Source organism: Pseudomonas bijieensis (assembly GCF_013347965.1).
Classification (GTDB): Bacteria; Pseudomonadota; Gammaproteobacteria; order Pseudomonadales; family Pseudomonadaceae; genus Aquipseudomonas; species Aquipseudomonas bijieensis.
In genome coordinates this window covers 164,686-190,756 of sequence record NZ_CP048810.1, presented here as the reverse complement: position 1 = coordinate 190,756, position 26,071 = coordinate 164,686, and the positions used below count along the sequence as shown (strand labels likewise).

The following is a 26,071-nucleotide window of genomic DNA, read 5'->3' as shown; positions in this document are numbered from 1 at the left end:
GTTCAATGAGCACATTTAACGCAGTCTCGGATTCCGTGCAGGCCCTGATATTGAAACGCAACGGCTGGGTACCCAACAACCCGCGCCTGCCCGTGCTCGTCTACCCCGGCGCCATCGCCGTTCGGGACGGCGATGCGGCGGCGTTGATCGAAGAGACTTTTCGCGCCAATGGCTGGCCCCCGCAATGGCGTTACGGGATTTACAACTATCACCACTACCATACCGAAGGCCATGAAGTGCTGGGCGTCGCAAGTGGCCAGGCGCGCTTGATGATTGGCGGTCCGCAGGGACATGTCCTCGAGGTGAAAGCCGGTGACGTATTGCTGCTCCCCGCCGGTACAGGCCACTGCAACCTGCACGCCAGCGAGGATTTCCTGGTGGTCGGCGCCTACCCTCCCGGTCAACAGGCCGACATCTGCCGTGAAGCACCGAGCGAAGCCCAACTGGCGAAGATCGCCAGCCTGCCATTTCCCGACAGGGATCCGGTGCAGGGGCGCGAGGGGGCTGTCGTCCGGTATTGGACAAGCCGGCGATAGCACCCAGGCGGCGCTACCAGACCCCGTCCAAAAGTACCTTCGCCGCACTGAACGACCGCTAGTCCCACGGCCCGTCATCTCTCTGAACTTCCGTCCGGAATCGCCCCTCTGCCCTTTACCCACTATCGAGAGAGGCAGGACGTCATGAGAGCACTCACCTATCACGGTGCCCACAGTGTGAAAGTCGATACGGTCGCCGACCCCATTCTGGTGGACAGCGACGACATCATTCTGCGCGTTACCGCAACGGCGATTTGCGGTTCCGACCTGCACCTCTATCGCGGGAAAATTCCCGCCGTCGAGCACGGCGATATCTTCGGACATGAGTTCATGGGCATCGTCGAGGAAACGGGTTCAGCGGTGACCGCAGTGCAACCCGGCGACCGTGTGGTGATTCCATTCGTGATCGCCTGCGGCAGCTGTTTTTTCTGCCAGATGGATCTGTTCGCCGCTTGTGAAACCACCAACACCGGGCGTGGCGCGATCCTGAACAAGAAGGCCATTGCACCGGGCGCGGCGCTTTTCGGTTTCAGCCATCTGTACGGCGGCATACCGGGCGGCCAAGCCGAGTACGTACGTGTTCCAAAGGCCAACACCGGGCCGTTCAAGGTACCGGGGACCCTGTCGGACGAAAAGGTCCTGTTCCTCTCGGACATCTTGCCGACCGCGTTTCAAGCGGTCACCAACACCGGGATCGGCAAGGGTTCGAGTATCGCGATCTACGGCGCCGGGCCCGTCGGTCTGTTGAGTGCCGCTTGCGCGCGGATGCTGGGCGCCGACCAGATCTTCATGGTCGATCATCATCCCTATCGCCTGGCCTACGCGCAGCAAACCTACGGCGTGATTCCGATCAACTTCGATGAAGACGACGACCCTGCCGACACGATCATTCGTCAGACCAGAGGCATGCGCGGCGTGGACGGTGTGGTCGATGCGGTGGGCTTCGAGGCCAAGGGCAGCACCACCGAAACGGTACTGGCCACGCTCAAGCTCGAAGGCAGCAGCGGCAAGGCGCTGCGCCAATGCATCGCGGCAGTCAGGCGTGGCGGTGTGGTGAGCGTGCCGGGGGTGTATGCCGGCTTCATCCACGGTTTCCTGTTTGGCGATGCGTTCGACAAAGGCCTGACCTTCAAGATGGGCCAGACCCACGTGCAGCGTTATCTGCCCGAACTGCTTGGCCATATCGAGACCGGTCGTTTGTCCCCTGAGGTGATCATCAGCCACCGGATGTCGCTGGAGCAGGCCGCCGAGGGCTACAAGCTTTTCGACAAGAAGCAGGAGGATTGCAGGAAGGTCATTTTGACGCCGGGCAGCCCGCACGTGGCGTTGCCGGAGGGTGATGTGCCGAATGGTGCGATGGCGCTGACTTGAGACTTGGCGAGTTCATGGTGGTGAGGGGAACTCAAGGGCTGCTGCGCAGCCCGGCGGGAGCAAGCTCCCTCGCCACAGTGTTCAGTCTACGGCCTGGTGGTGAGAGGGGTTGCGCCATACTTGCCCATCAGTTTCAGCGTCACCCCGTTGGTCCAGCCAAAGCCGTCCTGCAACTCATATTCGCCGCCTCCTCCGCCATCGCCACGCCCGGATAAATCGTATTTCTCTACCAGCTTGTTCTCCTTGCGGTAGAGGTTCTGGACCTGCTGCAAAAAACCACTGCCAATCTGCTGCGCCAGTGCCGTTTGCTGGTAGCGGTCCAGCCCCTCCACCGCCACCCATTGCAGCGGTGCCCAGCCGTTGGGCTCATCCCACTGCTGGCCATTGTTGACCTGGGTGGTGGCGATGCCGCCGGGGCGCAGCAGGCCTTCGCGTACCGCGTCGGCGGTGCGATTGGCGTGCTCGGTGGAGGCCAGGCCGGTAAACAGCGGAAAAAGCGCAGCGGCGGTGAGTGGCTGGCGTTGTTGGTTTTGCTGCCAGTCGTAGTCCACGTAGAAGCCTTTTTCAGCACTCCACAAATACTGCTCGATAGCATGCTGACGCCGTTCGGCGCGCTGCCCATAAGCCTGCACGCATGGTGTGTTGTGGACGGTTTCGCAGGCTTTGGCGATGGTGCGCTCCAGGTGATAGATCAGGCTGTTCAGGTCCACCGGCACAATGGATGTAGTGCGGATGGTCGCCAGGTCCTGGCCATCGCCCAACCAGCGAGAACTGAAGTCCCAGCCGCTTTCGGCGCCAGCACGCAAATCACGCCAGACCTCCTCCTTGGGCCTGTCCGGCGCCTGCTCGGCAGTCTTGACGTCTTGCAGCCAGGACTCCTGGCGAGGCGTCGGGCTGGCATCCCAATAGCGATTGAGCACACTGCCATCGGCCAGTTTGACCACGTGCTTGGCGGCCGTCCCAGACTTGAGCGTCTGGGCTCCGTCCATCCAATAGGCATATTCCTTCTGCAACTGTGGCAGGTATCGCCCATAGGCCTGATCGCCTTCGATACGTGCCTGCAACTCCACCATATAGGCAAAGAATGGCGGCTGCGACCGGCTCAGGTAGTAGGTGCGATTGCCATTGGGGATATGGCCGTACGTATCGATCATGTAGGCGAAATTGTCGGTCATCTGGCGAACCCGGGCCCTCTCACCGCTTTGCTCGAGCCCCAGCATGGTGAAGTAGGAATCCCAGTAGTACATCTCGCGAAAGCGCCCGCCCGGCACCACATAGGGTTGCGGCAACGGCAGCAAACTGCTGTATTGCGGCACCTGGCTGTAGCTGCGGCTCAACACCGGCCAGAGGTTGTCGATGTGTTCTTCGATCGAAGCGCCAGGTTTCGATGCCGGGCTTTGCGCCTCGCCGGATTCGATGAAATTGTCTTGCACGAAAGTTTTCAGATCAAAGCCATCGCTGCCCCGGCGAGCCAGGTAATCGGCGCGGATTTTCGCAGGATCACGCTTGGGCAGCGCATCCACGAAGTGTTTCTGGTCAGTGAAAAGCTGCCCGCGTTGCACCGCTTCGAACAGCTCAGGGTAGGCCTGGTCGGGCGGCAGATTGGCTCGCCCCTGGGCATCTTCATAACTCCATGTCGCGGCCGGTTGGCTTGAGCAAGCCGCGCAGAGCAGCGCGGCGAGGGATAGGCTGGTGAAATCCATTGGTCGCATAAGCAACTCCATCATGTTGTCGTTCCTGACAGATGAATGACAAGGTGGAGGGAGCTCGGTTCAACTGGATCAACGTTGGAATGGGGTGGGTGAATTTGGCTCAATCTGATTGTGTCTTAGCCATTGCGGCGGTTAAACAGATGAGTGCTTGAGAATAACGGTTTATCTACTCGCGACGCTATTCAGGAACGTTTCCCCCTGCCAACTTTTGCGTACGCGTCAGAACCACATCACCCACGCCAAGAAAATCAACACCACCGTACTGAGCACTAGTAGAAAGCCCACCAAGCAGACCAAGTAGTAATAATAGCTACTTTCACCCTTGAATCGCCCTCCGGTTATAAAAACGAGAAAAGCAAAGCCGATTTTATAAAACAGCTCATTAATTAGAAAATCCATCAATAGGTCCAACACACCACGCCCCTCGTGCTCATACGCACAGCATTGGGTTTCCCCAGCAGCCTCAATCTCAACCGGTTGCGCCAGCTTTACCACCTCCCCGCCGCGCGTACCCTCACCTGCTGCACCATTCCATCCATCGATGCTGGTCACTCATTTATATTTTCTTCCCATGTAATTCGCAGCCGTCAGAAAAAAATCCTTAAGATATATAGTCCAGCCACCAAGGAGCACACAAGTAACCAGAAGTGAAAAATACTGATGGAATGCGCTGTAAGGACGTTTCACCAAACCTACCCCCACTAAACCGAGAATTAAAAGACATGAAACAAATAACGCCATGCTTCTGAGAAACGAGGAAACGACCTTACTCCCAACCACTGTATAGACGTAGCTTTTTGCAGGCTCAGGAAATATCGCCATCCACACCAAATAAAAAAAACTTGCATAGGAAAAACTTAGAAATTGACGAATCGCAAGCTCAGAACCGGAATCTAACCAAACCCACGAGTAAAAGCCATTAAGTCCTTCTCCTACAGGGCGCAAGAAATCGACCCAGCGATATAATCCAACACCGCCGCCCAAGTATAAAATCAGAAACAATATATTTTTCATCCAGCTCTCCCTTATGCTTCCAACTGCGGCACTGTTCCATTTACCGCGCGTCCAGTGTAGTCAGGCATCCTTCATCGGGTACTCCTCGCTCGCTCAACCGGATGAATCCTCTCGAATCTACTGGTGGCGCTCCTCCACCTTGAAGGCCTCCGGATACAACTCCCGCGCCTGCTGCTCACCAATGACATCGGCATAACGCTCAAGCTGCTCCCAGAACGCGCCGCAGGATGAACATCGATGCAAGCGGGAATGGAGAACGATGCTCACGGCAAGCTCAGGAGGATGCTGGCCGGACTCCCATAGCCCCCGGCAAACACCGCAGCCTTTTTCCTTCCATTGCGTGCTCATCAAAACGCCTCATAGAAATCCACTCGCCATTTGGCAGCAGAATCAGCCCATTTTGCCTTTTTATCCATCGATTTTGGCGGTGCGAGTAAAGGGCTCTACAAATCTCACACTGGTCAGTCCAATCTTGTTTTTTTTAGATTGGTCTTGCCAATATTTTTTCCGGCGTGTAGTTTTTTGGGCGAAGGTCATCCGAGCGGATAGCTGTCCGCCTACAACAAAAAAGAGATCTCCAGATGTTCAGATTTCCCGCCACTCGGGTGCTCAGTGCCCCTCTCCCACTGGGTGACCTCCGACGCCCTAGCGCCCGCCAAGGAGCATTACCATGCTGACTGTCATCTGTAACGAACCCGGCTCGTTAACCGCCATCGAGCGCGAAAAACCGCTCAGGAAACCGGGCGAGGTCCTCATCCGGGTCAAGCGCGTCGGGGTCTGCGGCACTGACCTGCATATCTTCACCGGCAACCAGCCCTACCTCGAATACCCGCGTGTCATGGGTCATGAGTTTTCCGGGGTTGTAGAAGAGCCGGACAGCGCCAGCGACCTCGCCATCGGTGATGTTGTCTACGTGATGCCCTACCTTTCCTGCGGAACCTGCATCGCCTGCCGCCAGGGCAAGACCAACTGCTGCACCCGTATTCAAGTGTTGGGGGTTCATTGCGACGGGGCGTTCACCGAATACCTGAGCGTACCCCACCAATTCGTACACAAGGCCGTGGGGGTTACCCTCGATCAGGCGGCGATGATCGAGTTCCTGTCCATCGGCGCTCATGCTGTGCGGCGCTCAAATGTCCAGGCGAGTAAACGCGCACTGGTGGTCGGCACCGGGCCGATCGGCATGGCGGCGGCGATCTTCGCCAGCCTGCGCGGGGCGCAAGTCACTGTCCTGGATACCCGTGAAGATCGTCTTGCGTTTTGTAAGCAACACTTGGATATCCACGCGGCCGTGCAAATCGGCGAAGGTGACAAGCAGGCCCTGGCCGAACTGACAGAGGGCGATTTTTTCGACGTGGTGTTCGATGCCACGGGCAATGCCCGGGCCATGGAGCGCGGGTTCGAGTTCATCGCCCACGGCGGCACCTACGTGATGATTTCGGTGGTACGGGACTCCATCACCTTTTCCGACCCGGAGTTTCACAAGCGTGAAGCCACGCTGATGGGCAGTCGCAACGCCACCCAGGAAGACTTCCGGCACGTGGAAGAATGCTTGCGCAACGGATTGATCCCGGACGCCGCCCTGAACACCCATCGACTGACACTCAGCGACGTCGCCCATTCGTTCAGCACCTTGCTCGACCCCAAGCAGGGTGTCGTCAAAGCAATCATCGAGTGCTAGGAGGAAGACGCACCATGAACCCGCCGTCTTCTTTGCTTGTTTTAACCCCCGGTGATGATGTTGCCGTAGCTCGAGGCGATATTGCCGAAGGGCAACAGCTGAACGCCGACGGCATCGCGCTGGTCGCCCGGCAGCCGATTCCGTCCGGCCACAAGATCGCCCTGCGCCGGGCGCTGGCAGGCCAGCGAGTACTCAAGTATGGCCAGACCATCGGCCAGGCGACACAGGACATCGAGCCTGGCGATCATGTCCACGTGCACAACCTGGACATGCCCACGACCAATGCCGAACAGAGCGTGCAGAACGTTTATATACCTACCGTGCTCAGCGGTGAGCCGGCGACGTTCGAGGGTTTCGTGCGCGATGATGGGCGCGTTGGTACCCGCAACTACATCGGGGTTGTTTCCAGCGTCAACTGCTCGGCAACCGTGTGCAAACACATCGCCAATGCCTTCTCTGCCGAACGCCTGAAAGACTTTCCCAACGTCGATGGCGTCGTGGCAATTACCCATGGCAGCGGCTGTGGCATGGGGGCCACGGGTGAAGGCATCGATATCCTCAAGCGCACCTTGCGCGGTTATGCCGATCACCCCAACTTCGCTGGCGTGTTATTGATCGGCCTGGGTTGCGAGGTCAACCAACTCATCCCCTTGATGGATGAGCTCGGCGATCGCCCAGCGCCGCTCAAGGCCAGCCTGATCATTCAGGACGCCGGCGGTACTCGCGAAGCCGTGCAACGTGGCATCGCCCATATCGAACAGATGCTGCCAATCATCAACGATCTCCAGCGTACTGTCGTTGCAGCCAGCCACCTGAGCGTCGGCTTGCAATGTGGCGGTTCGGACGGTTACTCAGGCATTACTGCTAATCCAGCACTCGGCGCCGCTGTAGACCTGCTGGTGCGAAATGGCGGCACCGCCATTCTGTCGGAAACACCGGAAATCTATGGCGCCGAACACCTGCTGACGGCACGCGCCGCCTCCGCTGACATCTCGGCAAAATTGATGACGCGGATCCGTTGGTGGGAAGCCTACGTGCGCCACAACGACGGTGACATGAACAACAATCCCTCGCCAGGCAACAAGGCCGGGGGCATTACCACCATCCTAGAGAAATCCCTGGGTGCCGTGGCGAAAGCCGGAGCCAGTGGGTTGATGGGCGTCTACCAATACGCGGAAACGGTCGATACCCAGGGTCTGGTGTTCATGGACACGCCCGGCTACGACCCCGTGTCCGCGACCGGCCAGGTGGCGGGCGGCGCGAATCTCATCTGCTTCACCACGGGCCGCGGTTCGACTTACGGGTGCAAGCCCACGCCCTCCTTGAAAATCGCCACCAACACTCGCCTGTTCCAACGCATGGAGCTGGACATGGACTTCAACGCCGGAGGCATTGTCGATGGCCTGGAGTCGGTGGCCGAGGCCGGTGAACGGTTGTTCCAATTGATGCTCGATACCGCTTCCGGACGCCGCACCTGCAGTGAAGAAAACGGTTTGGGCGATAACGAGTTTGTGCCTTGGCAGATTGGCGCGGTGATGTGATTGCCGCACCACCGCTCCCACATGAATGAACAGCATCAAGCGCCTATGGTAGCCTTCGCAGACTATCCGATGGACACCGTTGCCATGGTCTCACCGATCAACGCCGCTGAGCGAAAGCCGTACCAGAAAATTGCTGACCAACTGCGAACCTACATCGTCCAGGAGGACTTCAAGGCAGGCTCCAGGCTTCCTCCCGAACGCGATTTGACTCAACTGCTGGGGGTTTCCCGGCCTTCGCTGCGCGAGGCACTCATCGCCCTGGAAATCGAGGGCGACATTGAAATCAAGATGGGCTCGGGCGTGTACGTGCGCACCCGGTCCACGGACGGGAAAAACAAGAGCGAAACCTTGGGCGAGAGCCCGTCGGAATTGATGCAGGCGCGCGCCTTGATCGAAGGCGAATCGGTGGTCCTGGCCTGTTTGCACGGCAAAAAAAGCGACTACCGCTATCTGCAGGAATGTATCGACGCCATGCGCGCCAGCATCGCCAACGGCCAGCCCCCTCTGGAGGACGACCGCAGGTTTCATCAGCGCCTGGCCAAAATGAGCGGTAACTCTGCTTTGGTCCGGATCATCACCGCGCTGTTTGATGAACGACACAACCCTATTTCGGCACACCTGAGCAAGCACTCCGAGAACGCGTTGACCTGGGAAGCCGCCGTCATCGAGCATGAGGCGATCCTGCACGCCGTCGCCAACAAGGATGTGCTCGGTGCTCAGACCTCCATGCGCCAGCATCTGAGCCGCTCGGAGAACCGTTGGTTGCAGGCGCTGGGGCCGGAAGACATGAGCGATTAGACCGGCGGTGGATGGGCGTTGATGTGGATCACTCAAACTCACTCAACTGCACACCGAACCTGTGGCGAGGGGGGATTTATCCCCGTTGGGCTGCGCAGCAGTCCCCAAGCCAGTCACTGCGGTGTGTCAGGCTGATCGCATTCAATCCTTGGGGCTGCTTCGCAGCCCAACGGGGATAAATCCCCTCGCCACAAAAGCCCTCGGTAACTGACGCATCGCCACAGGCTTTTTGGCCTGACAGATTTCCCCTGTTTATTTTCAAGCCTCAGCCCAACTGTTTCCGCACGGCCAGTTCCACACCACGGATTTCCGCCAGGCCCTTGAGGCGACCGATCAGCGAGTAGCCGGGATTGCTTTTGCGGTGCTGGTCATCGAGCAGTTGATGCCCATGGTCCGGTCGTAGCGGCAAGCGCGGGCCACCTTCGCGCTCACGCCTGCGCTCTTCGGCCACCAAGGCACTGATGACCCCGACCATGTCGACGTCGCCACCCAGGTGATGGGCTTCGTGAAAGCTGCGTGGGTCGGCCTCCCGGCGGGTTGAGCGCAAGTGAGTGAAGTAGATGAACGGCGCAAACTGCTTGGCCATCGCCACCAGGTCGTTGTCTTCGCGCACACCATAGGAACCGGTGCAGAACGTCAGGCCATTGGCCGGACTCGGGGCGGCATCCAACAACCATTGGGCATCTTCAGCGGTGGAGAGGATGCGTGGCAGCCCCAGCAGCGCCCGAGGTGGATCGTCCGGATGGATCGCCATGCGTACCCCCACTTCCTCCGCCACCGGGATCACCGCACGCAGAAAATACCCCAGGTGTTCACGCAACTTGGCCTCGTCGATGTTGGCGTAGGTGCGCAGCAAGTCACGAAAATTGTCCAGGCTGTAGTGTTCCTCGGCGCCGGGCAAACCAGCAATCAAGGTGTTGACCAGGGTTTCGCGTCGGGCTGGCGTCAGTTGTTCGAAGTAGGCCTTGGCCTGCTGGATATCCTCGGCGCTGTATTCAGCCTGCGCCCCCGGACGCTGGAGGATGAACAGGTCGAAGGCGGCAAACGCGGTTTGATCGAAACGCAGCGCCCAGCCACCATCCGCCAGCTCATAGGTCAGGTCGGTGCGAGTCCAGTCCAATACCGGCATGAAGTTGTAGCACACGATATCGATGCCGCAGCTCGCCAGGTTGCGCACGCTTTGCTGGTAGTTGGCAATGTACTCGTCACGCCGCCCGCAGCCTCGCTTGATGTCCTCGTGCACCGGAATGCTTTCCACCACTGACCAGCTCAAACCGGCCGCTTCGATCATCGCTTTACGAGCCGCGATAGCCTCCACCGGCCACACCTGGCCATTAGGGATTTCGTGCAATGCGGTGACGATGCCGGTCGCACCGGTTTGGCGAACGTCCGCCAGGGAGATCGGGTCTTTGGGGCCAAACCAACGCCATGTCTGTTCCATGTTGTTCTCCTTTTTGTTAGTTGGGTGCGACAAAGGTCTGCAAAAAACTGTCGATGCCGTCGCGAATCAGGGCGCCATAAGCACCTTGCACAGCCTCACGAAACGCCGGGCGCTCCGACAACGCGGCCGGAAAGACTTCGTCCAAATCGAGAAAGGCTTCCACCAACGATGCGCCGTCGAAACGCCCCGCCAGATCGGCAAAAGTCGCACTCAAAGGGTCATCAATCACGTGCATCGGATGACCAGGCAAAGGTCGTGTGCAGTAATGAATCCATGCCGCGATGCCCAGCGCGGTACAGCCGATACCTCGCCCCTGGTCGAGCAACTGCCGGGCACCGAGCAACCAGCGTTGCGGCAGTTTCTGCGAACCGTCCATGGCGATCTGGCGCAGGCGATGTTGCAGGCTGTCATTGGCAAAGCGCGCCTTCAGATCGCGGGCATACAGCGAAAGATCGATGCCCGCCGGCATGTCCAGGGTAGGCGCCGCTTCCTCAGCCATGTAACGCTCGAAGAGCCGTGCCAGATTCGCGTCACTGACGGCGTCGAACACCGACTCATGGCCGGCCAGCAACCCCACGTAGGCCAGTAACGAATGGCTGCCATTGAGCATGCGCAGCTTCATCGTTTCAAACGGGCGCACGTCTTTGACCATCTGTACGCCTTCCACTTCCCAGTCCGGGCGACCAAGGGGAAAGTGATCCTCGATCACCCACTGGCTGAAGCTTTCGCAGACCACTGCCGCCGGGTCGTGACAATCCAGTTGCTCCAGCCGCCGGAAGGACTCGCCGTCCATCGCGGGCACAATGCGGTCGACCATGCAGCTGGGAAACGCTACCTGTTGCTCGATCCACCGCGCCAGCCTCTCATCCTGCAGCGCCGCCAATGCGCTGACCGCCTGACGGGTGCGTTGGCCGTTATCCGGCATGTTGTCGCAGCACAACACCGTGAATGGCGGGATGCCGGCGGTACGACGGCGACGCAGGGCCTCAAGGACAATGCCAGGCGCTGAGCGCGGCGCTTGCGGATGAGCAAGGTCATGGGCAATCAACGGATCTTCGCTGCGCAGTTGCCCCGAGGACGGGCTCAGGCAATAACCTTTTTCGGTGACGGTGAGGGTAACGATCCGCGTTTGCGGCTCGGCCATGCGCTGCAATAGCAGCTCCAGGTCATGGCCGCCCTCGCCCACATACAAGGCCTGGCGCAAGACCCCGATCTCGCGCAGCGTCACCTGTTCGCGGTCGCGGAACTCGGCAACATGGTAGCGACCGTCCTGCCCACGCAATTGATCGACCAAGGTGCGATTGGAACGCAGGTTGGCGCTGCACAGCCCCCAGTCGCTTTCACCACGACGATTGAGATGGCGTTGCAGGTAGACCGCCTGGTGTGCGCGATGAAACGCGCCCAAGCCCAGGTGGACAATACCGATCTGCGGTGCCGCGCCGGTGGAGGGCACTCGTTTCACAACAGGCATCAATACGCTCCTTCTGTTCAGGGATGGCTCAGGGCCGAAGCCGGTTGCGAGCCTTGTGCAGCCGAGTCACCGATATTGGCCACCGCCAGGGGTTTTACATAGCGCGCCACACACACGGCACCGATCACCGTCAACAACCCCGCCAGCAGGAACGCACTGGTGAACGAGCCGGTGAACTGCACCAGGAAGCCGGTCAAGGTCGGGCCGACAATGCCCGAGGTGTTCGCCAGAAAGTGCATGAAGCCGCTGACGCCACCGACTCGTGCCGCCGGTACGGTGTCCTGGATGATCGCCCAGTAAATGGCCCCGGTGAGGTACAGGAAGAACACCGCCAAGGCGACGAGAATGACTGCCGGATACAGGGTCTTGACCATCCCGGCACAGGCGATACAAGCGGCGCAGGCCAACAGACAGGTCACCAGCACCACTTTGCGCGAGAACATCATCTTTCCGGTTTTCTTGAACACGAAGTCGGAGATGAAGCCGCCCAAAGCCAGGCCGAGGAAACCCAAAACCCAGGGAATGACCGTGGCGATGCTCATGTCCTTGACGTTGAGGCCGTGGGCCATGGTCAGGTAGCTGGGAAACCAGGTCAGGAAGAAAAACAACGTGTAGTTATAGGAGAAGAACGCCAAGGACGTGAACAGCACCGTCGGTTGCTTGAGGTAGAAGCGCAGTGGGAACACCGGTTGTGCCGCCAGCTCGCTTTGCCCCTCGGCTCGGAGTATATCCTCGGCACCCTCGCCTTCGGGCCGTTCCTTGACGAACTTGAACCACACGGCAGCCCAGATCAGGCCGATCAGCATGATGATAATGAACGAGATCTTCCAGCCGTAGGTGACGGCGATGAAGCCCACCACTGGACCGGAAATCGCCCCGCCCAGCGGCGTGCCGGACATCGACGCGCCGATCGCCCGCGCCCTGCGCTTGGGGGTGTACCAGTTGTTCACCATTTTGCTGGTGGTAACGCTCAGCGGTCCTTCGCCCATGCCGAACAGAATCCGGATGAGCACCAGCGAAGCGAAGCCCACCGTCAACACGGTCAGGCCGCTGAACAACGACCACAAGACCATGGCCAACAGCAGCGTGGTCTTGGCGCCGTAACGGTCGGCGGCCCAGCCACCGATGAAATTGAAGGCGGCATAGCCGACGAAAAAACTGCTGAAGATCATGCCCATTTCACCCGTACTCAGACCGTAGTCCTTCTGGATGAAAGGCGCCGCCACAGACAATGCCGAGCGGTCGAGGTAATTGATGACCCCGGCCAGGAACAGCATGATGATGATTAAGCTACGTCCTTGACCAAACATGGTGGAGCCTCCCGCTTGTTGTGTTTATTCGGTGAGGGTGCCCGCACTCGGGCACGATAAGGTCGGAAGATCAGTGGTGGGCGTTCGTCAGTTCCACCAGTACCTTTCGGGTTTGCTCGGGGTGTTTTTCGATCAGGTCGATGGCACCGGGCATTTCGTCGAACGTGACGCGATGGCTGATCAGGTCCTGGACCTGCAACTGGCCGCTGGCGATCAGTTCGATCACCTTGGGGAACTTGCGGTTATTGAGCCGTGAGCCCACCAGGGTCAGTTCCTTCTTGATCATCTCCAACTGCACCAGGTCGCTGGGCGTGGCATTGAACCCCAGCAGGCCGATGCGTCCGGCCGGCGAGGCCAGGCGCACCATCTGCGGCATCAGTGCCGGGATACAGGCGGCGTCGACAATCAACGGCACGCCTTCACCTTGGGTGAGTTCCCGCATTGTGGTTTCGACATCGACTTGCTGGCCGTTGAGGGTCCGGCTCGCACCCAGTGCCCGCGCCGTCTCCAGGCGACTGTCGATGACATCGGTCACGGTGATGTCGGTCAGCCCCAACGCCCGGGCCATCTGCACCAGGGTCAGGCCGATGACACCGGCACCGTAGATCAGCACGCTGTCGCCCGGATGGGGCTGCATACGATCGAGCACATTCAGGGCAATGGAATAAGGCTCCACCAGGGCACCGTGGCTGAGGGACATCGAATCGGGCAAGCGGTGGGCATTCTCGGCCGGTACGCAGACCTGTTCACTGAAGCCACCGTCGCGATGCACGCCGATCACTTGCAGCCGTGTGCAGACATTCGGTCGGCCGATACGGCAGGGATAACAGGTGCCGCAACTGATCACCGGATCGACGCACACCCGGTCGCCCACTTGCAGGTGTTCGACACCTTCGCCAACTTGCCGGATCACCCCGGAAAACTCATGGCCGGTGACTCGGGGGAAACGCACGAATGCGTTCTGCCCATGAATGATGTGCATGTCCGAGCCGCAGATGCCGGCGTAGGCCACATCGACCTGGACCTCGCCATGGGCGACCTGGGGTCGGTCGACCTGGGCCAGCCCGAACTCGAAGGGTGCTCTTACCTGGAACGCTTTCATCGGGTCACTCCTGGCGGGGACATCCGCCCCGCCGCTTGATGGGTTGGAAACGCTTCACCAGTGCCAGAGCGTGCCGTCTTCAAGACGGTTGACTGGCAGACTGGCGCGCTTGTAGGGGTATTGGCGGGCGAGGTCTTCATCAATGTCGACGCCATGCCCCGGCGCATCGCCGGGCGTGAAATGGCCGTCCTCGAAGCGATAGGCATGGGGAAAGACTTCATCGATGTGCTCTTCATGAGGCATATGTTCCTGGATGCCGAAATTGGGCACCCAGGTATCGAAATGCAGGGCCGCCCCCATGCACACCGGTGACAGATCGGTGGCGCCGTGAAAACCGGTACGCACCTGGAACAGTGCTGCGAAATCGGCAATGCGCCGCACATGGGTGATGCCGCCGGCATGCACCAGCGTCGTGCGGATGTAGTCGATCAACTGCTCCTGAATCAACTCGCGGCAGTCATGGATGGAGTTGAACACCTCGCCAACCGCCAGGGGCGTGGTGGTGTGCTGGCGGATCAGGCGAAAGCTCTGCTGGTTTTCGGCTGGCGTGCAGTCTTCGAGCCAGAACAGGTTGTACGGCTCCACGGCCTTGCCCAGGCGCCCCGCTTCGATGGGCGTCAGGCGATGGTGCACGTCATGGAGAATATGCAAGTCATCACCAAAGCGCTCGCGCACGGCGGCGAACAGCTTGGGTACGTAATTGAGGTATTTGGCAGTGTCCCAGACGTGTTCGGCGGGCAGGTCGCTGTCGGCCGGCTCATAGCGTTCGCCGCTGCGCTTGGCGACGCCGTAGGTGGTGGCGATACCCGGTATGCCGCATTGCACGCGCACGGCCTTGTAGCCCAACTCGACATGGCGAGCGACTTCGTCCAGGCAGCCTTCGATGTCCTTGCCGGTGGCATGCCCGTAGACCATTACCCGCTCGCGACTCTTGCCACCGAGCAACTGGTACAACGGCATGTTCGCGGCCTTGGCCTTGATGTCCCAGAGTGCCACGTCGACGGCGGCGATAGCGGTCATGGTCACCGGGCCACGGCGCCAATACGCACCGCGATAGAGGTACTGCCAGATGTCTTCGATGCGATGGGCATCGCGGCCGATCAGCGCGGGCAGGACGTGCTCCTCCAGATAGGCGACGACCGCCAGTTCGCGGCCATTCAAGGTTGCATCGCCAATGCCGTAGAGGCCTTCATCGGTGACGATCTTCAACGTGACCAGGTTGCGACCCGGGCAGGTGACGATGACGCGCGCTTCAACGATTTTCATAAAGTCAGACCTGTGCAACAGAAGAAAGAGAGGACGCGCCCATGTTCGGCATCGCCGCCTGGGGAATCAGCGCCCCCCGATACTGGACAACCTGGGCCGCCAGGCGATGACCCCAGCGGGCGGCCTGCTCCGGGTCGCCGCCCCGCAGGCGGCAGGCCAGGTAAGCGGCGTTGAACGAATCGCCGGCGGCGGTGGTATCGATGACATGGGCAACATGCTGGGCGGGCACTTCGAAACGGCCTGCCGGGCATTGGATCAAGCAGGAGTCGGCGCCGCGCTTGAGGGCCACTTCGCCGACTCCCTCCTGCGCATAAGCACTGAACAAGGCATCGGTGTCGCGGTAGCCGAACAGGATGGCGTCATCTTCCCAGGTGATCAGGGCCAGGTCGGTCAGGCGCAATAGTTCGCGGTAGACCTGCCGGGCCGCTTCGGGATCGGGCCAGAGGTGGGGACGGTAGTTGTTGTCGAAAACAATGCGCGTGCCCCCTCGGCGCGCCAGATGCAAGGCCTGGATCAGGCGTTGGCGCCCTTCTGGCGTAAGGATCGCCAGGCTGATGCCGCTCAGGTAGACGTAGTCGTAATCGGCCAGTCCATTGAGCAGGGTGTCGGCCTCGGGGCCGTCGAACATGCGCCGCGCCGCTGCCTCCCCGCGCCAGTAGAGGAAACGCCGCTCGCCACGCGGATCGGTCTGGATGAAATACAGCCCCGGCAGCGCGTCTTCAATCACGCGGACATGGACGTCACCGATCCCTTCATCCAGCCAGGACCGGCGCATGGCAACGCTGAACGCATCGCTGCCTACGGCCGTCATGTAGTCCAGGGCAACTGCGCCACGGGGATTCAATCGGGCCAGGTAGACCGCGGTGTTGAGCGTATCGCCACCGAAGGTCTGCATGATCGCGGCACCCGGTTCACCACGCATCTCGATCATGCATTCCCCTACCAACGCCACCTTCAGTGGACGGGCGAAGCGGATCTCCGGGCCATGGTTAAGCGTTATATCCATAATCAACGCGCCTTTCTTGTTTTTAAAACGGCGTTTCATTTTTATCTCAAGGCCCGAGTCTAGTCAGATTTCCGGCCTCGTCAAGCAAAAATGAAACAGCGTTTTGTTCTGCTTGCGTATATCCTTGGGTTTTACTTTTCACGTTGGAGCCTTCATGGACAACAGCGTCATTCCAAACAACGAGCTGGTGTCGGCAGTGGGCCGGACCATGGCCGTGCTCGAGGCACTGGCCGAGCATCCGGAAGAAAGCGGCGTCTCGGAAATCGCCACCAAACTGGACATGTCCAAGGCCACGGTTTATCGCTTTTTGCAGTCGCTCAAGGCGCGGGGGTATGTGGTGCAGGATGCCGAGGATCGCTATCGCCTCAGCGTGCGGCTCTTCGAACTGGGCGCCCAGGCCCTGCCCCACCTCGACATCGTCCGGGAAGCGGAGCCGGGCATGCGGCGGATCAACGAGCTGACGGGCGAGACCGTCCACCTGGGGATTCTCGACGAAGGCAGCATCGTCTACGTGCACAAGATCGACTCCAAGTACAACCTGCGCATGTACTCGCGGATCGGTCGGCGGGCACCGCTGTACTGCACCGGCATCGGCAAGGTGCTGATGGCCTGGCTTGAAGAAGAAGAGCTGCTGGCGCACCTTGCGCAGGAAAGCTTCGAGCGCCGCACAGCCAATACCTTGACCAGTGCCGAGGCGTATCTGCAGGAACTGGAGACCGTTCGCCAACAAGGCTACGCCGAGGATCATGAAGAGTTCGAAGACAACATGCGTTGCCTGGCGGCACCAATCCGCGACCGCTTTGGCCACGTGATCGGCGGGATGAGCGTTTCATTCCCCCTGCTTTCGCTTCAGGGAAGAGTTGAAGCAGGACTACGTCAAGCAACTGATGCAAGCCACCCAACAGATCTCAGGTCAGCTGGGTTGGCATGCACGGTAATAGCCGTCGACAACCGTGGCGAGGGAGCTTGCTCCCGCTGGGCTGCGCAGCGGCCCCAAAACCTGCCGAATGCGGAGCATCAGACACACCGCAACCGCCGGTTCACGACTGCTTCGCAGCCGAGCGGGAGCAAGCTCCCCTCGCCACAGAGTCCACGTTTTTCCTAAGTGGACCACATTACCTGTGGGAGCGGGCTTGCTCGCGATGACGGCGGCACATCCAACACCTGTCCAGGCTGATCCACCGCTATCGCGAGCAAGCTCGCTCCCACAGGTCTCGACTGGCGGGTCTCAGAACCAGGTTTCCATCTGCATGCCGTACTGCCAGACGCCGCCGGCGTTGAAGTCGGTCTTGCCGAAGGAATCCGTGGTGCTGTACCGGTCCAGGTCCGACGACCAGTTCATCACGCTGGCGAACAGGCGTAGCTCGGGACGCGTGAGCAGATCGCCCAGGTCGGGCTTGAAGGTCGGGGCGACCGTGAACTTCCAGAAGTTGCCGTCGACCGCATTGCGTTGCAGGTAGCCCTTGGGGTCGAGTTGCATGGTTTGCCAACTCATCTCGTAGGCCATTTCGAAATTGCTGTTGATTTCGTTGGCCAACCGCACGTTCAGGGTCATCCAACGATAGTCGTCGCCCTTGACGTAGCGGTCCTTGCTTTGCTCGGCCAACAAGCTCGGGCCGATGCGCCAGTTGGGCGCCAGGGGCGTCTCGCCGTACAGCGCCACACGCAGGGCACGGGCATCGTCGATCAGTTCGCCATCAGCGCCGATGTTCTTGACCTCAGCCCCCAAACCCTGCCCATAGAGCAGCGCGGTCTTGAAGAAGCCCTCGCGGCCGAAGAAAGTTTTCTGGTGATTGGCGACCATGCTGTGCAAGCCGGAATCGGCCGGCGTCAGCCCCGCTTCATTGGTGCGCGTGCCGAAGTCGTTTTTCTTCGAACCAATGGCGTTGAACATCCACTGCCACTGCCCACCGTCAAAAAACTGGTTGGACGTCAGGATGTAGCTTTCCACATCGGCATTGACGCCGCCCTCGCTGAAATCCCCGTAGTTACGACCGATCAGCGAATAATTCGAGCGCCAGTCCTTGTTCATCTGCACGTCGTAGATACCGCCGCCGGTGCCGGCCAGGTAGACAACGTCGGAGTCCAGCCAATGGATGTCGAAGTTGTCCCTGTCGAAGCGCTTGCCTGCCCACAGGGTGGAATTTTCGAACATCGAGTTGCCCTTGAATGCCGCCAGGTGATCGAGTTCGGTAAACACCTGGCGCACGTTCAGGTTGCTTTCCTCGGCGGTCCAGTCGTTGGAACTCTCCACGCCATCGGCGATGGACACCGTGAATTTGGAGCGGGTGCCGTTCTGCGCGTACAGCTCTTTCGACAGGTCGATGCGCATGTAGGTGTCGTCCTCGTTGCCAAGTCGCCCGACGGCGCCACCGACAGAGCCCGCCGGGGTGGTATACGGGCCGCCACGACCGCCGCCCAACCCATCATTGATCAGCAACCCGGAGCGGGCGTAGCCCTTGAAGCTGAAGCCGTCAGTGAGGTGTGGGCCACTGCCCTGCTTTTCCGTACTTTGCTGGCGGGCTTCGAGTTTGGCCAGGCGTGCATCCAGCGTGGGGGCCTCAGCGGTGGACACTGACGGTTGCATGGCGGGCGCGGCGAGTTTGATTTGCTGCAGTTCCCTGGCAAGCGCCTGGGTTTGTTGTTCGGCGGCGGCGGCACGCTTTTCCGCTGCGCTGGCACGGGCCTCGAACGCGGCCATGCGCTCTTCCAGAGTCGCGGCCTGAGAGGTGGCCGCCGAGGCGCCGAGCACGCTTGCGAGTAGCCAGCTTGATGCTTTCTGCATGTGGATTTCCCTGTTTTGTTTTTATTGTTCTGTTGCCGTGAGCGGCCTTTTTCACCCAGGTTCTGAATTGTCAAAACTCAGGAAAAAAAGGATGCCTCATCGCAAATACACTGCTACATTTGGCGATGTTAACGTTAACTTTTCTAAAAACAAAAATAAAGAGGGCTTTATGAAACAGCTCAAATCGCTCCTTCCAGCGGCGCTGCTCGGCCTTTGTGTCGGGTTTCCGTGCCTCTCCACAGCCGCCAACCTGACGATTTCCTGCGGTGCCGTGGGTGCTGAATTGCAGCTTTGCAAGGAAGCCGTCGAGGCGTGGTCGAAGCAGACCGGCAACAGCGTCGAGGTGGTTTCCACGCCTAACTCGGCGACCGAGCGGTTGTCGTTCTACCAACAGATCCTCAGCGCCCAGTCCAGCGACATCGACATCATCCAGATCGACATGGTGTGGCCGGGAATGTTGGCCAAGCATTTGATGGATCTGCGCGAGGTGCTGCCTGCCAACGCTACCCAGGGTTACTTCCAGGCCCAGGTGGACAACGCCACGGTGAACGGCCGCCTGGTGACCATGCCGTGGTTCACCGACTCAGGGCTGTTGTATTACCGCAAGGACCTGCTCGAGAAGTACAACAAGCCCGTGCCCCAGACATGGGAGGAAATGACGGCGACCGCCAGGACTGTCCAGCAGGCCGAGCGCGATGCCGGGAACGCCAATGCCTGGGGTTATGTATTCCAAGGCCGCGCCTACGAAGGCCTGACGTGCAATGCCCTGGAGTGGATCAGCAGCCAACCCCAAGGCGGGCTGGTCAACGCGCAAGGCGACATCGTGGTCAACAGCCCGGCCTCAAGGGCGGCGTTGACCCTGGCCAAGAGCTGGGTCGGGGACATCGCCCCCCGTGGCGTGCTCAATTACACCGAGGAGGAAGGGCGCGGCGTCTTCCAGTCGGGCAATGCGTTATTCATGCGTAATTGGCCTTATGTCTGGGCCCTGGTGCAAAGCCAGGACAGCGCGGTTAAAGACAAGGTCGGCGTCGCTCCCCTGCCCCGCGGCGGCGCGATGGGTTCCCACGCATCCACCCTCGGCGGCTGGGGCCTGGCGGTATCGCGCTACAGCGCCAATCCCAAGCTCGCCGCAGAACTGGTGAGCTACCTGAGCAGCGCCCAACAGCAGAAACACCGCGCCCTGGTTGGCGCCTATAACCCAGTGATCGAATCGCTGTACCAGGACCCCGAATTGCTCGCGGCCATGCCTTACTACAGCCAACTGCGCAGCATCCTCAACGATGGGGTCATGCGCCCCGCTTCAATCACCGCCGACCGCTATCCACGGGTCTCCAATGCGTTCTTCGATCAAGTGCATGGCGTGCTGGCGGGCGAGCGGCCGGTGGATCAGGCGCTGGCCGAACTGGAAAGCGAACTCACGCGCATCAAACGCCGGAACTGGTAAGCCACAAGGAAGGAAATCACCATGTCTGTCTCCACCACACTCGCCCCCGACGACGAGTACCTGCTCACCCGGGAAACGCCGGTACAACGCCGTCGCGTTCGCGCCGCCTGGCTGTTCCTGACCCCGATGCTGCTGTGCCTGGCGCTGGTGGCGGCCTGGCCGTTGTTGCGCACCTTCTGGTTCAGCCTGACCGACGCCAGCCTGGCCGACACCGGCGACGCGACCTTTGTCGGCTTGAGTAATTATCTGTTTCACAGCAGTGCTGGTTGGTCAGGCCTGCTTGTCGATCCACAGTGGTGGAACGCGGTGCGCAACACCTTGCATTTCACCGTGGTGTCGGTGGGGCTGGAAATCGTCCTGGGGCTGCTGGTGGCGTTGCTGCTCAACGTCCAGTTCGGCGGACGCGCCCTGGTGCGGGCGTTGATCCTGATCCCCTGGGCGATCCCGACCATCGTCTCGGCGAAGATCTGGTCATGGATGCTCAACGATCAGTTCGGCATCATCAATCACCTGATGCTGGGCCTCGGCCTGATCGACGCGCCCCTGGCCTGGACCGCCGATGCGGATCTGTCGATGTGGGCGGTGATCATCGTCGACGTCTGGAAGACCGTGCCCTTCGTCACCCTGCTGATGCTGGCGGCCTTGCAGATGTTGCCCAGCGACTGCTACGAAGCCGCCAGGGTCGACGGCATCCACCCGGTGAAAGTGTTCTGGTGGGTCACCCTGCCGCTGCTGATGCCAGCGTTGCTGGTGGCGGCGATCTTTCGCATCCTCGATTCCTTGCGGGTATTCGACGTCATCTATGTGCTGACCTCGAACTCGTCGAGCACCATGAGCATGTCGGTCTATGCCCGCCAACATCTGGTGGAGTTCCAGGACGTCGGTTACGGCAGCGCCGCCTCGACCTTGCTGTTCCTGGTCGTTGCGGTGATCGCCATGGTTTACCTGTACCTCGGACGCCGTCAGCTGGAGGTCCGCTCATGAGCCCGCGCCTGCTGAAAAAAGCCCTGCTGCGTCTCGGGTTCTGGTGCCTGATCGGCATCTTGCTGGTGTATGCAGTCTTCCCTTTCTACTACGCCATCGTGACGTCGCTGAAGCCGTCCAGCGCCTTGTTCCAGGTCAGCTACTGGATCGATAACCCGGATTTCTCCAACTATGCCGCCGTGCTCAACCAGGCCTCGTTCCTGCGGGCCATCGGCAACTCGCTGGTGGTGGCGCTGTGCGTGGTCACGCTGGCGCTGTTCCTCAGCCTGACCGCCGCGTATGCCTTGGGTCGGGTGAAGTTTCGCGGACGCGGTACGGTGTTGATGATGGTCCTGGGTGTCTCGATGTTTCCGCAAGTCGCGGTGCTGTCGGGATTGTTCGAGGTGATCCGTGCCCTAGGCCTGTACAACACATCCTGGGCGTTGATCCTGAGCTACACGATTTTCACCCTGCCCTTCACCGTCTGGGTGCTGACCACCTTCATGGGACAACTGCCTCATGAACTGGAAGAGGCCGCCATCATGGACGGTGCATCCCCCTGGGTCACGCTGACCCGCGTGCTGTTGCCATTGCTCTGGCCGGCCCTGGTCACCACCGGCCTCCTGGCCTTCATCGCCGCCTGGAACGAGTTCCTGTTTGCCCTGACCTTCACCCTGACCGACTCGCAACGCACGGTCCCGGTCGCCATCGCGCTGATTTCCGGGGGCAGCCCCCATGAGCTGCCTTGGGGCCTGTTGATGGCGGCGTCGGTGCTGGTCACGGTCCCATTGGTGGTTCTGGTGCTGATCTTCCAGCGCCGCATCGTTTCCGGCCTCACTGCCGGCGCGTTAAAGGGTTGAGGCCCAACACAGACAAGAAAGGAACAGCATCGTGATCAAGTTGAAGCTGGACAACGTGAACAAACAATTGGGCGGCGCACGCATTCTTCGCGACGTCAGCCTGGAAATCTCGGCGGGTGAATTCGTGGTCTTCGTCGGCCCTTCGGGCTGCGGAAAGTCGACCCTGCTGCGATTGATCGCCGGACTGGATTCGATCTGTGGCGGCGACCTGCTGATCGACGGACGCCGGGTCAACGACCTGGAACCGCGCGAGCGCGGCGTCGGCATGGTATTTCAGTCCTATGCGCTGTACCCGCACATGAGCGTCTACGACAACATCAGCTTCGGCCTCAAGCTGGCCAAGACCGAAAAGACCAGCCTGCGCGAGCGGGTGCTGAAAACCGCGCAGATCCTGCAATTGGACAAACTGTTGCAACGCAAGCCAAGGGAACTCTCGGGAGGCCAGCGCCAGCGGGTCGCCATGGGCCGGGCCATGGCACGGGAACCAGACATCCTGTTGTTCGACGAACCGCTGTCCAACCTGGACGCCTCCCTGCGCGTGCAGATGCGCAACGAAATCGCCCGACTGCATGGGCGATTGGGCTCGACCATGATCTACGTGACCCACGATCAGGTTGAAGCGATGACCCTGGCCGACAAGATTGTCGTGCTCAATGGCGGCCGTATCGAGCAGGTCGGCTCGCCACGGGAACTCTACGAGCATCCGGCCAGCCGTTTTGTCGCCGGTTTCCTCGGCTCGCCCAAGATGAACTTTCTGCCGGCACGCCTGCATACTCCCGGCGAAACCAGCCTGATCGATAGCCCTTTATTGGGGATGACGTCCCTTCCCTTCGACAGCGCCCACCTGGCAGCGGACAGCCCGCTGACCCTCGGGGTTCGCCCGGAACACGTGTCGCTCATAGCCGCGCAGGGAAACGCCGGAGTCGTCGTGGCCGGGGTCGAATACCTGGGCAGCGAGACCTACGTGCACCTGGAGACAGGCGAGGATGAACCCTTGATCTGTCGCTGCGAGGTCAACGCCGGATGGCACGTGGGCGATCGGGTTGAACTGCAACTGGCGTTCGACAATCTGCACCTGTTCGATGCCGACGATACAGCCCTGAGACGCCATCCTGCCGTCATTGAAGTCCTTGCACAGGACATCCCCCAGCGCTCGCCAAAAGCAGGCGTTCTATGACCCCGTCTGTGAATACCATGAACGCACCCATGCCAACTCCTCTCGAACGTGCGCAGCAGGCGTTGAGTGACGCCCAGTCCCGCGTCATCGACGATTATCGCCCTGACTATCATCTGGCGCCTGTCGCGGGCTGGATGAACGACCCTAACGGGGTGGTGTTTTTTCGTGGCGAATACCACGTGTTCTACCAACACCACCCCTTCGACGCCAAATGGGGTCCGATGTACTGGGGGCACGCCAAAAGCGCCGACCTGGTCCATTGGCAGCATCTGCCCATTGCCCTGGCACCGGGGGATGACTTCGACCGCGACGGCTGTTTTTCCGGTAGTGCGGTGGTGTGTGGCGACACCCTGGCGCTGATCTACACCGGGCACACATGGTTGGGAGAAGTCGGCGACGAACGTCTGATACGCCAGGTCCAGTGCCTGGCCACCAGTGTCGACGGCGTCCGGTTCGTCAAGCATGGCGCCGTCATAGAGGACGCACCGCAAGCCGCGATCATGCACTTTCGCGACCCCAAGGTCTGGCAGGCGGATGGCTATTGGTACTTGATTGCCGGCGCGCGCCTGGGCGACACGCCGCTGCTGCCGTTGTACCGCTCCACCGACCTGCGCGCCTGGGAATTCCTCGACTACGTGTCCAGCGGCAACGAGGGCGATGGCTACATGTGGGAATGCCCGGACCTGTTTCGCCTGAACGGGCGTGACGTACTGCTGTACTCCCCCCAGGGCATGCGACCAGTTGGCTACGAACGACTCAACAAGTACCAGACCGGCTACCGCATTGGCCGGCTCGACAGTGAATGGCACTTCACCGGCGGGCCGTTCATCGAACTGGATAACGGCCACGATTTCTATGCCGCGCAAACGCTGGAGGCCGCCGATGGTCGGCGCCTGGTGTGGGCCTGGCTGGACATGTGGGAAAGCCCGATGCCGAGCCAGGCCCATCACTGGTGCGGCATGCTTGGCTTGCCCCGCGAGCTTGAACTGCAGGGCGATCGCCTTGGCGTGTTTCCGGCGCGGGAACTGGTCGCGCTGCGCCAGGCGCCGTTACCGAGCATCGCGCCGTGGGGCGAGTCGGGCAGCCGCTGGGTACCGCAGGTGAAAGGCGACAGGCTCGAAATCCACGTGCACCTGGATCTGCTCGACTGTACCGAAGGCCACCTGGGCATCGCCTTGCGCTGCAGTGCCGATGATCAGGAGCAAACCCTGCTTTACTACGACGCGTCACTGCAACGCCTGGTGCTCGATCGCAGCCACTCGGGCGCCCAGGTGAGCGGTCAGCGCAGCGTGTCGATAGAACGGGCACAAACGCGACTGCACCTGCGGGTGTTTCTCGATCGCTCGTCCATCGAAGTGTTTGAGGAAAACGGCCGCTTCAGCCTCAGCAGCCGCCTCTATCCGCGGCCCGACAGCCTCGGGGTGAAACTGTTGGCAAACGGCACTGGCGGGCGCGTCGCCATTCCCAAGGCGTGGCCGTTGGCCTCGGGCTGGCTGTGAGTACCGCCATTGGAGTCGCGAGAAGCCCGGGCCCTGTGTCATGATTCTGCGTCAACCTGACTGGCCGCACTTCGCATGACTTCCGTGAAAGACGTTGCACAGCTGGCCGGCGTATCCCTGATGACGGTTTCGCGCGCGCTCAACACGCCGGAAAAACTGAGCCCCGAGACCCTTCAGCGGGTACGTCGCGCCATTGATGAACTGCAATTCGTACCGAGCCTGTCGGCGCGCAGGATGCGCGGCGACAACTTGCAGGCGCGCACCATCGGTGTGTTCGCGTTGGACACTGCAACCACGCCATTCGCCGTCGAGTTGCTGTTGTCCATCGAACAGACCGCGCAGCAGGCAGGCTGGAACGTCTTCATTCTCAACCTGTTGAGCAACCCGCCCACCGACCAGAACATCGACCTGATGCTGTCGCATCGCCCTGACGGATTGATCTTCAGCGCCATGGGATTGCGCCAGGTGAGCATTCCCGAGCGACTCAAGAGCAAACCGCTGGTGCTCGCCAACTGCCTGGCGGACGACAACCAGTTGGTCAGTTATGTGCCGGATGATGAAGCTGGACAGCATCGAGCCATGGCGCATGCGTTGAGCCAAGGCTATCGGCGCCCGCTGTGCATCAATTTGCCCAGGAAGAGCGTTGCCTGGCGCCTGCGCCAACAAGGCCTGCAACGCGCCTGCCAGACATTCGCGCTCGCGCCCGAGGCACTCCTGCAATACGACCTTTCCGATCACGACGCCTATGGTGAAACCGCCGCCATTCTTGACCGGCATATCGTCGACGGCCGTCCGCAATTCGACATCCTGGTCTGCGGCAACGATCGCATTGCCTTTTGTGCCTATCAGCTGTTGTTGGGCCGTGGCCTGAAGATTCCCGACGATGTCGCTGTGCTCGGTTATGACAACATGATCGGCATCGCTGAGTTGTTCATCCCCCCCCTGACAACGGTACAACTGCCGTACTACGAGATCGGTCGCCAGGCTGCCCGGCACCTGATCGAGAACCTCGAGGTATCGGGTGCCCAGCCCGTGGATTGCCCACTGGTGGTCAGGGCGTCGCTATAAGGTCAATCGGTACCCGGTGTCCTTGC

The 26,071-nt window shown here is 60.5% G+C and carries 23 protein-coding genes; 12 read left to right on the top strand and 11 right to left on the bottom strand.

The genetic code is table 11. The features are described from left to right. Window positions 1–5: 5 nt before the first annotated feature. Window positions 6–536 carry a cupin domain-containing protein gene (locus GN234_RS00825; RefSeq protein WP_163858207.1) on the top strand — a complete coding sequence of 177 codons (531 nt, stop codon included), beginning with the start codon at window positions 6–8 and terminating at the stop codon, window positions 534–536. A gap of 144 nt (window positions 537–680) precedes the next feature. Beyond that, window positions 681–1,907 carry a zinc-dependent alcohol dehydrogenase gene (locus GN234_RS00820; protein WP_163858205.1) on the top strand — a complete coding sequence of 409 codons (1,227 nt, stop codon included), beginning with the start codon at window positions 681–683 and terminating at the stop codon, window positions 1,905–1,907. A gap of 86 nt (window positions 1,908–1,993) precedes the next feature. Here GN234_RS00820 and treA read toward each other — a convergent pair whose 3' ends face one another. From treA to GN234_RS00800, 4 genes are all read right to left on the bottom strand, one after another. Continuing rightward, on the bottom strand, window positions 1,994–3,619 hold the full coding sequence (treA, locus tag GN234_RS00815; protein WP_176689537.1) for an alpha,alpha-trehalase TreA: 1,626 nt from the start codon (window positions 3,617–3,619) through the stop codon (window positions 1,994–1,996). A 219-nt stretch (window positions 3,620–3,838) separates the two neighbouring features. After that, a complete protein-coding gene (locus tag GN234_RS00810; RefSeq protein ID WP_176687632.1) occupies window positions 3,839–4,171 on the bottom strand; it encodes a hypothetical protein in 333 nt (110 codons plus the stop codon). After that, complete coding sequence (locus tag GN234_RS00805) at window positions 4,172–4,633, bottom strand: hypothetical protein (RefSeq protein WP_176687631.1); 462 nt, start codon at window positions 4,631–4,633, stop codon at window positions 4,172–4,174. Between the two features lie 117 nt (window positions 4,634–4,750). Next, on the bottom strand, window positions 4,751–4,981 hold the full coding sequence (locus GN234_RS00800) for a hypothetical protein (protein WP_176687630.1): 231 nt from the start codon (window positions 4,979–4,981) through the stop codon (window positions 4,751–4,753). Between the two features lie 322 nt (window positions 4,982–5,303). Here GN234_RS00800 and GN234_RS00795 point away from each other — a divergent pair, with 322 nt between their 5' ends. The 3 genes from GN234_RS00795 (at window position 5,304) to GN234_RS00785 (ending at window position 8,653) form a co-directional block, all read left to right on the top strand. Then, window positions 5,304–6,314 (top strand): zinc-binding alcohol dehydrogenase family protein, encoded by a 1,011-nt coding sequence (locus GN234_RS00795; protein WP_176687629.1) that lies wholly within the window; start codon window positions 5,304–5,306, stop codon window positions 6,312–6,314. A gap of 14 nt (window positions 6,315–6,328) precedes the next feature. Continuing rightward, window positions 6,329–7,855 carry a UxaA family hydrolase gene (locus tag GN234_RS00790; protein ID WP_176687628.1) on the top strand — a complete coding sequence of 509 codons (1,527 nt, stop codon included), beginning with the start codon at window positions 6,329–6,331 and terminating at the stop codon, window positions 7,853–7,855. An 84-nt stretch (window positions 7,856–7,939) separates the two neighbouring features. Beyond that, entirely contained in the window at window positions 7,940–8,653 is a 714-nt protein-coding gene (locus tag GN234_RS00785; RefSeq protein WP_176689536.1) for a FadR/GntR family transcriptional regulator, read from the top strand. 265 nt (window positions 8,654–8,918) lie between these two features. Here the strand turns inward: GN234_RS00785 and uxuA are convergent, their stop codons facing one another. The 6 genes from uxuA to GN234_RS00755 form a co-directional block, all read right to left on the bottom strand. Further along, on the bottom strand, window positions 8,919–10,094 hold the full coding sequence (gene uxuA, locus GN234_RS00780) for a mannonate dehydratase (RefSeq protein ID WP_176687627.1): 1,176 nt from the start codon (window positions 10,092–10,094) through the stop codon (window positions 8,919–8,921). Between the two features lie 16 nt (window positions 10,095–10,110). Then, window positions 10,111–11,565: a mannitol dehydrogenase family protein gene (locus GN234_RS00775; protein WP_176687626.1), complete on the bottom strand. Its 1,455-nt coding sequence runs from the start codon at window positions 11,563–11,565 to the stop codon at window positions 10,111–10,113. Between the two features lie 17 nt (window positions 11,566–11,582). Then, window positions 11,583–12,875, bottom strand: a complete 1,293-nt coding sequence (locus GN234_RS00770; protein WP_116832688.1) for an MFS transporter — start codon at window positions 12,873–12,875, stop codon at window positions 11,583–11,585. 70 nt (window positions 12,876–12,945) lie between these two features. Beyond that, window positions 12,946–13,977, bottom strand: a complete 1,032-nt coding sequence (locus tag GN234_RS00765) for a Zn-dependent oxidoreductase (RefSeq protein WP_176687625.1) — start codon at window positions 13,975–13,977, stop codon at window positions 12,946–12,948. 54 nt (window positions 13,978–14,031) lie between these two features. Next, complete coding sequence (gene manD, locus GN234_RS00760) at window positions 14,032–15,243, bottom strand: D-mannonate dehydratase ManD (protein WP_176687624.1); 1,212 nt, start codon at window positions 15,241–15,243, stop codon at window positions 14,032–14,034. Window positions 15,244–15,247: 4 nt separating this feature from the next. Beyond that, window positions 15,248–16,249 (bottom strand): sugar kinase, encoded by a 1,002-nt coding sequence (locus GN234_RS00755; RefSeq protein WP_116834236.1) that lies wholly within the window; start codon window positions 16,247–16,249, stop codon window positions 15,248–15,250. Window positions 16,250–16,403: 154 nt separating this feature from the next. Here GN234_RS00755 and kdgR point away from each other — a divergent pair, with 154 nt between their 5' ends. Then, window positions 16,404–17,354, top strand: coding sequence for a DNA-binding transcriptional regulator KdgR (gene kdgR, locus GN234_RS00750; RefSeq protein WP_233459509.1), 951 nt, complete (start codon window positions 16,404–16,406; stop codon window positions 17,352–17,354). A 123-nt stretch (window positions 17,355–17,477) separates the two neighbouring features. On the opposite strand, the gene GN234_RS00745 is transcribed toward kdgR, so the two are convergent. Further along, complete coding sequence (locus GN234_RS00745) at window positions 17,478–19,034, bottom strand: carbohydrate porin (protein ID WP_163858187.1); 1,557 nt, start codon at window positions 19,032–19,034, stop codon at window positions 17,478–17,480. A 169-nt stretch (window positions 19,035–19,203) separates the two neighbouring features. On the opposite strand from GN234_RS00745, the gene GN234_RS00740 reads away from it, so the two are divergent. The 6 genes from GN234_RS00740 to GN234_RS00715 all read left to right on the top strand — a co-directional run bounded on the left by GN234_RS00740 (window position 19,204) and on the right by GN234_RS00715 (window position 26,045). Next, window positions 19,204–20,478, top strand: a complete 1,275-nt coding sequence (locus GN234_RS00740; protein ID WP_163858185.1) for an ABC transporter substrate-binding protein — start codon at window positions 19,204–19,206, stop codon at window positions 20,476–20,478. Window positions 20,479–20,499: 21 nt separating this feature from the next. Continuing rightward, entirely contained in the window at window positions 20,500–21,462 is a 963-nt protein-coding gene (locus GN234_RS00735; protein WP_176687623.1) for a carbohydrate ABC transporter permease, read from the top strand. Then, entirely contained in the window at window positions 21,459–22,301 is an 843-nt protein-coding gene (locus tag GN234_RS00730; protein WP_116832693.1) for a carbohydrate ABC transporter permease, read from the top strand. Before GN234_RS00735 ends, GN234_RS00730 begins: the two co-directional genes overlap by 4 nt. A 31-nt stretch (window positions 22,302–22,332) precedes the next feature. Continuing rightward, on the top strand, window positions 22,333–23,478 hold the full coding sequence (locus tag GN234_RS00725) for an ABC transporter ATP-binding protein (RefSeq protein ID WP_163858182.1): 1,146 nt from the start codon (window positions 22,333–22,335) through the stop codon (window positions 23,476–23,478). Next, on the top strand, window positions 23,475–24,977 hold the full coding sequence (locus GN234_RS00720; protein WP_176687622.1) for a glycoside hydrolase family 32 protein: 1,503 nt from the start codon (window positions 23,475–23,477) through the stop codon (window positions 24,975–24,977). The genes GN234_RS00725 and GN234_RS00720 overlap by 4 nt, the downstream gene beginning before the upstream one ends. A 75-nt stretch (window positions 24,978–25,052) precedes the next feature. Beyond that, on the top strand, window positions 25,053–26,045 hold the full coding sequence (locus GN234_RS00715; protein ID WP_163858180.1) for a LacI family DNA-binding transcriptional regulator: 993 nt from the start codon (window positions 25,053–25,055) through the stop codon (window positions 26,043–26,045). Window positions 26,046–26,071 lie beyond the last annotated feature (26 nt).

Coding starts and splice junctions, on each gene's coding strand:
- GN234_RS00825 (WP_163858207.1), top strand. CDS start 6: ATGAGCACATTTAACGCAGTCTCGGATTCCGTGCAGGCCCTGATATTG.
- GN234_RS00820 (WP_163858205.1), top strand. CDS start 681: ATGAGAGCACTCACCTATCACGGTGCCCACAGTGTGAAAGTCGATACG.
- treA (WP_176689537.1), bottom strand. CDS start 3,619: ATGCGACCAATGGATTTCACCAGCCTATCCCTCGCCGCGCTGCTCTGC.
- GN234_RS00805 (WP_176687631.1), bottom strand. CDS start 4,633: ATGAAAAATATATTGTTTCTGATTTTATACTTGGGCGGCGGTGTTGGA.
- GN234_RS00800 (WP_176687630.1), bottom strand. CDS start 4,981: ATGAGCACGCAATGGAAGGAAAAAGGCTGCGGTGTTTGCCGGGGGCTA.
- GN234_RS00795 (WP_176687629.1), top strand. CDS start 5,304: ATGCTGACTGTCATCTGTAACGAACCCGGCTCGTTAACCGCCATCGAG.
- GN234_RS00790 (WP_176687628.1), top strand. CDS start 6,329: ATGAACCCGCCGTCTTCTTTGCTTGTTTTAACCCCCGGTGATGATGTT.
- GN234_RS00785 (WP_176689536.1), top strand. CDS start 7,940: ATGGTCTCACCGATCAACGCCGCTGAGCGAAAGCCGTACCAGAAAATT.
- uxuA (WP_176687627.1), bottom strand. CDS start 10,094: ATGGAACAGACATGGCGTTGGTTTGGCCCCAAAGACCCGATCTCCCTG.
- GN234_RS00775 (WP_176687626.1), bottom strand. CDS start 11,565: ATGCCTGTTGTGAAACGAGTGCCCTCCACCGGCGCGGCACCGCAGATC.
- GN234_RS00770 (WP_116832688.1), bottom strand. CDS start 12,875: ATGTTTGGTCAAGGACGTAGCTTAATCATCATCATGCTGTTCCTGGCC.
- GN234_RS00765 (WP_176687625.1), bottom strand. CDS start 13,977: ATGAAAGCGTTCCAGGTAAGAGCACCCTTCGAGTTCGGGCTGGCCCAG.
- manD (WP_176687624.1), bottom strand. CDS start 15,243: ATGAAAATCGTTGAAGCGCGCGTCATCGTCACCTGCCCGGGTCGCAAC.
- GN234_RS00755 (WP_116834236.1), bottom strand. CDS start 16,249: ATGGATATAACGCTTAACCATGGCCCGGAGATCCGCTTCGCCCGTCCA.
- kdgR (WP_233459509.1), top strand. CDS start 16,404: ATGGACAACAGCGTCATTCCAAACAACGAGCTGGTGTCGGCAGTGGGC.
- GN234_RS00745 (WP_163858187.1), bottom strand. CDS start 19,034: ATGCAGAAAGCATCAAGCTGGCTACTCGCAAGCGTGCTCGGCGCCTCG.
- GN234_RS00740 (WP_163858185.1), top strand. CDS start 19,204: ATGAAACAGCTCAAATCGCTCCTTCCAGCGGCGCTGCTCGGCCTTTGT.
- GN234_RS00735 (WP_176687623.1), top strand. CDS start 20,500: ATGTCTGTCTCCACCACACTCGCCCCCGACGACGAGTACCTGCTCACC.
- GN234_RS00730 (WP_116832693.1), top strand. CDS start 21,459: ATGAGCCCGCGCCTGCTGAAAAAAGCCCTGCTGCGTCTCGGGTTCTGG.
- GN234_RS00720 (WP_176687622.1), top strand. CDS start 23,475: ATGACCCCGTCTGTGAATACCATGAACGCACCCATGCCAACTCCTCTC.
- GN234_RS00715 (WP_163858180.1), top strand. CDS start 25,053: ATGACTTCCGTGAAAGACGTTGCACAGCTGGCCGGCGTATCCCTGATG.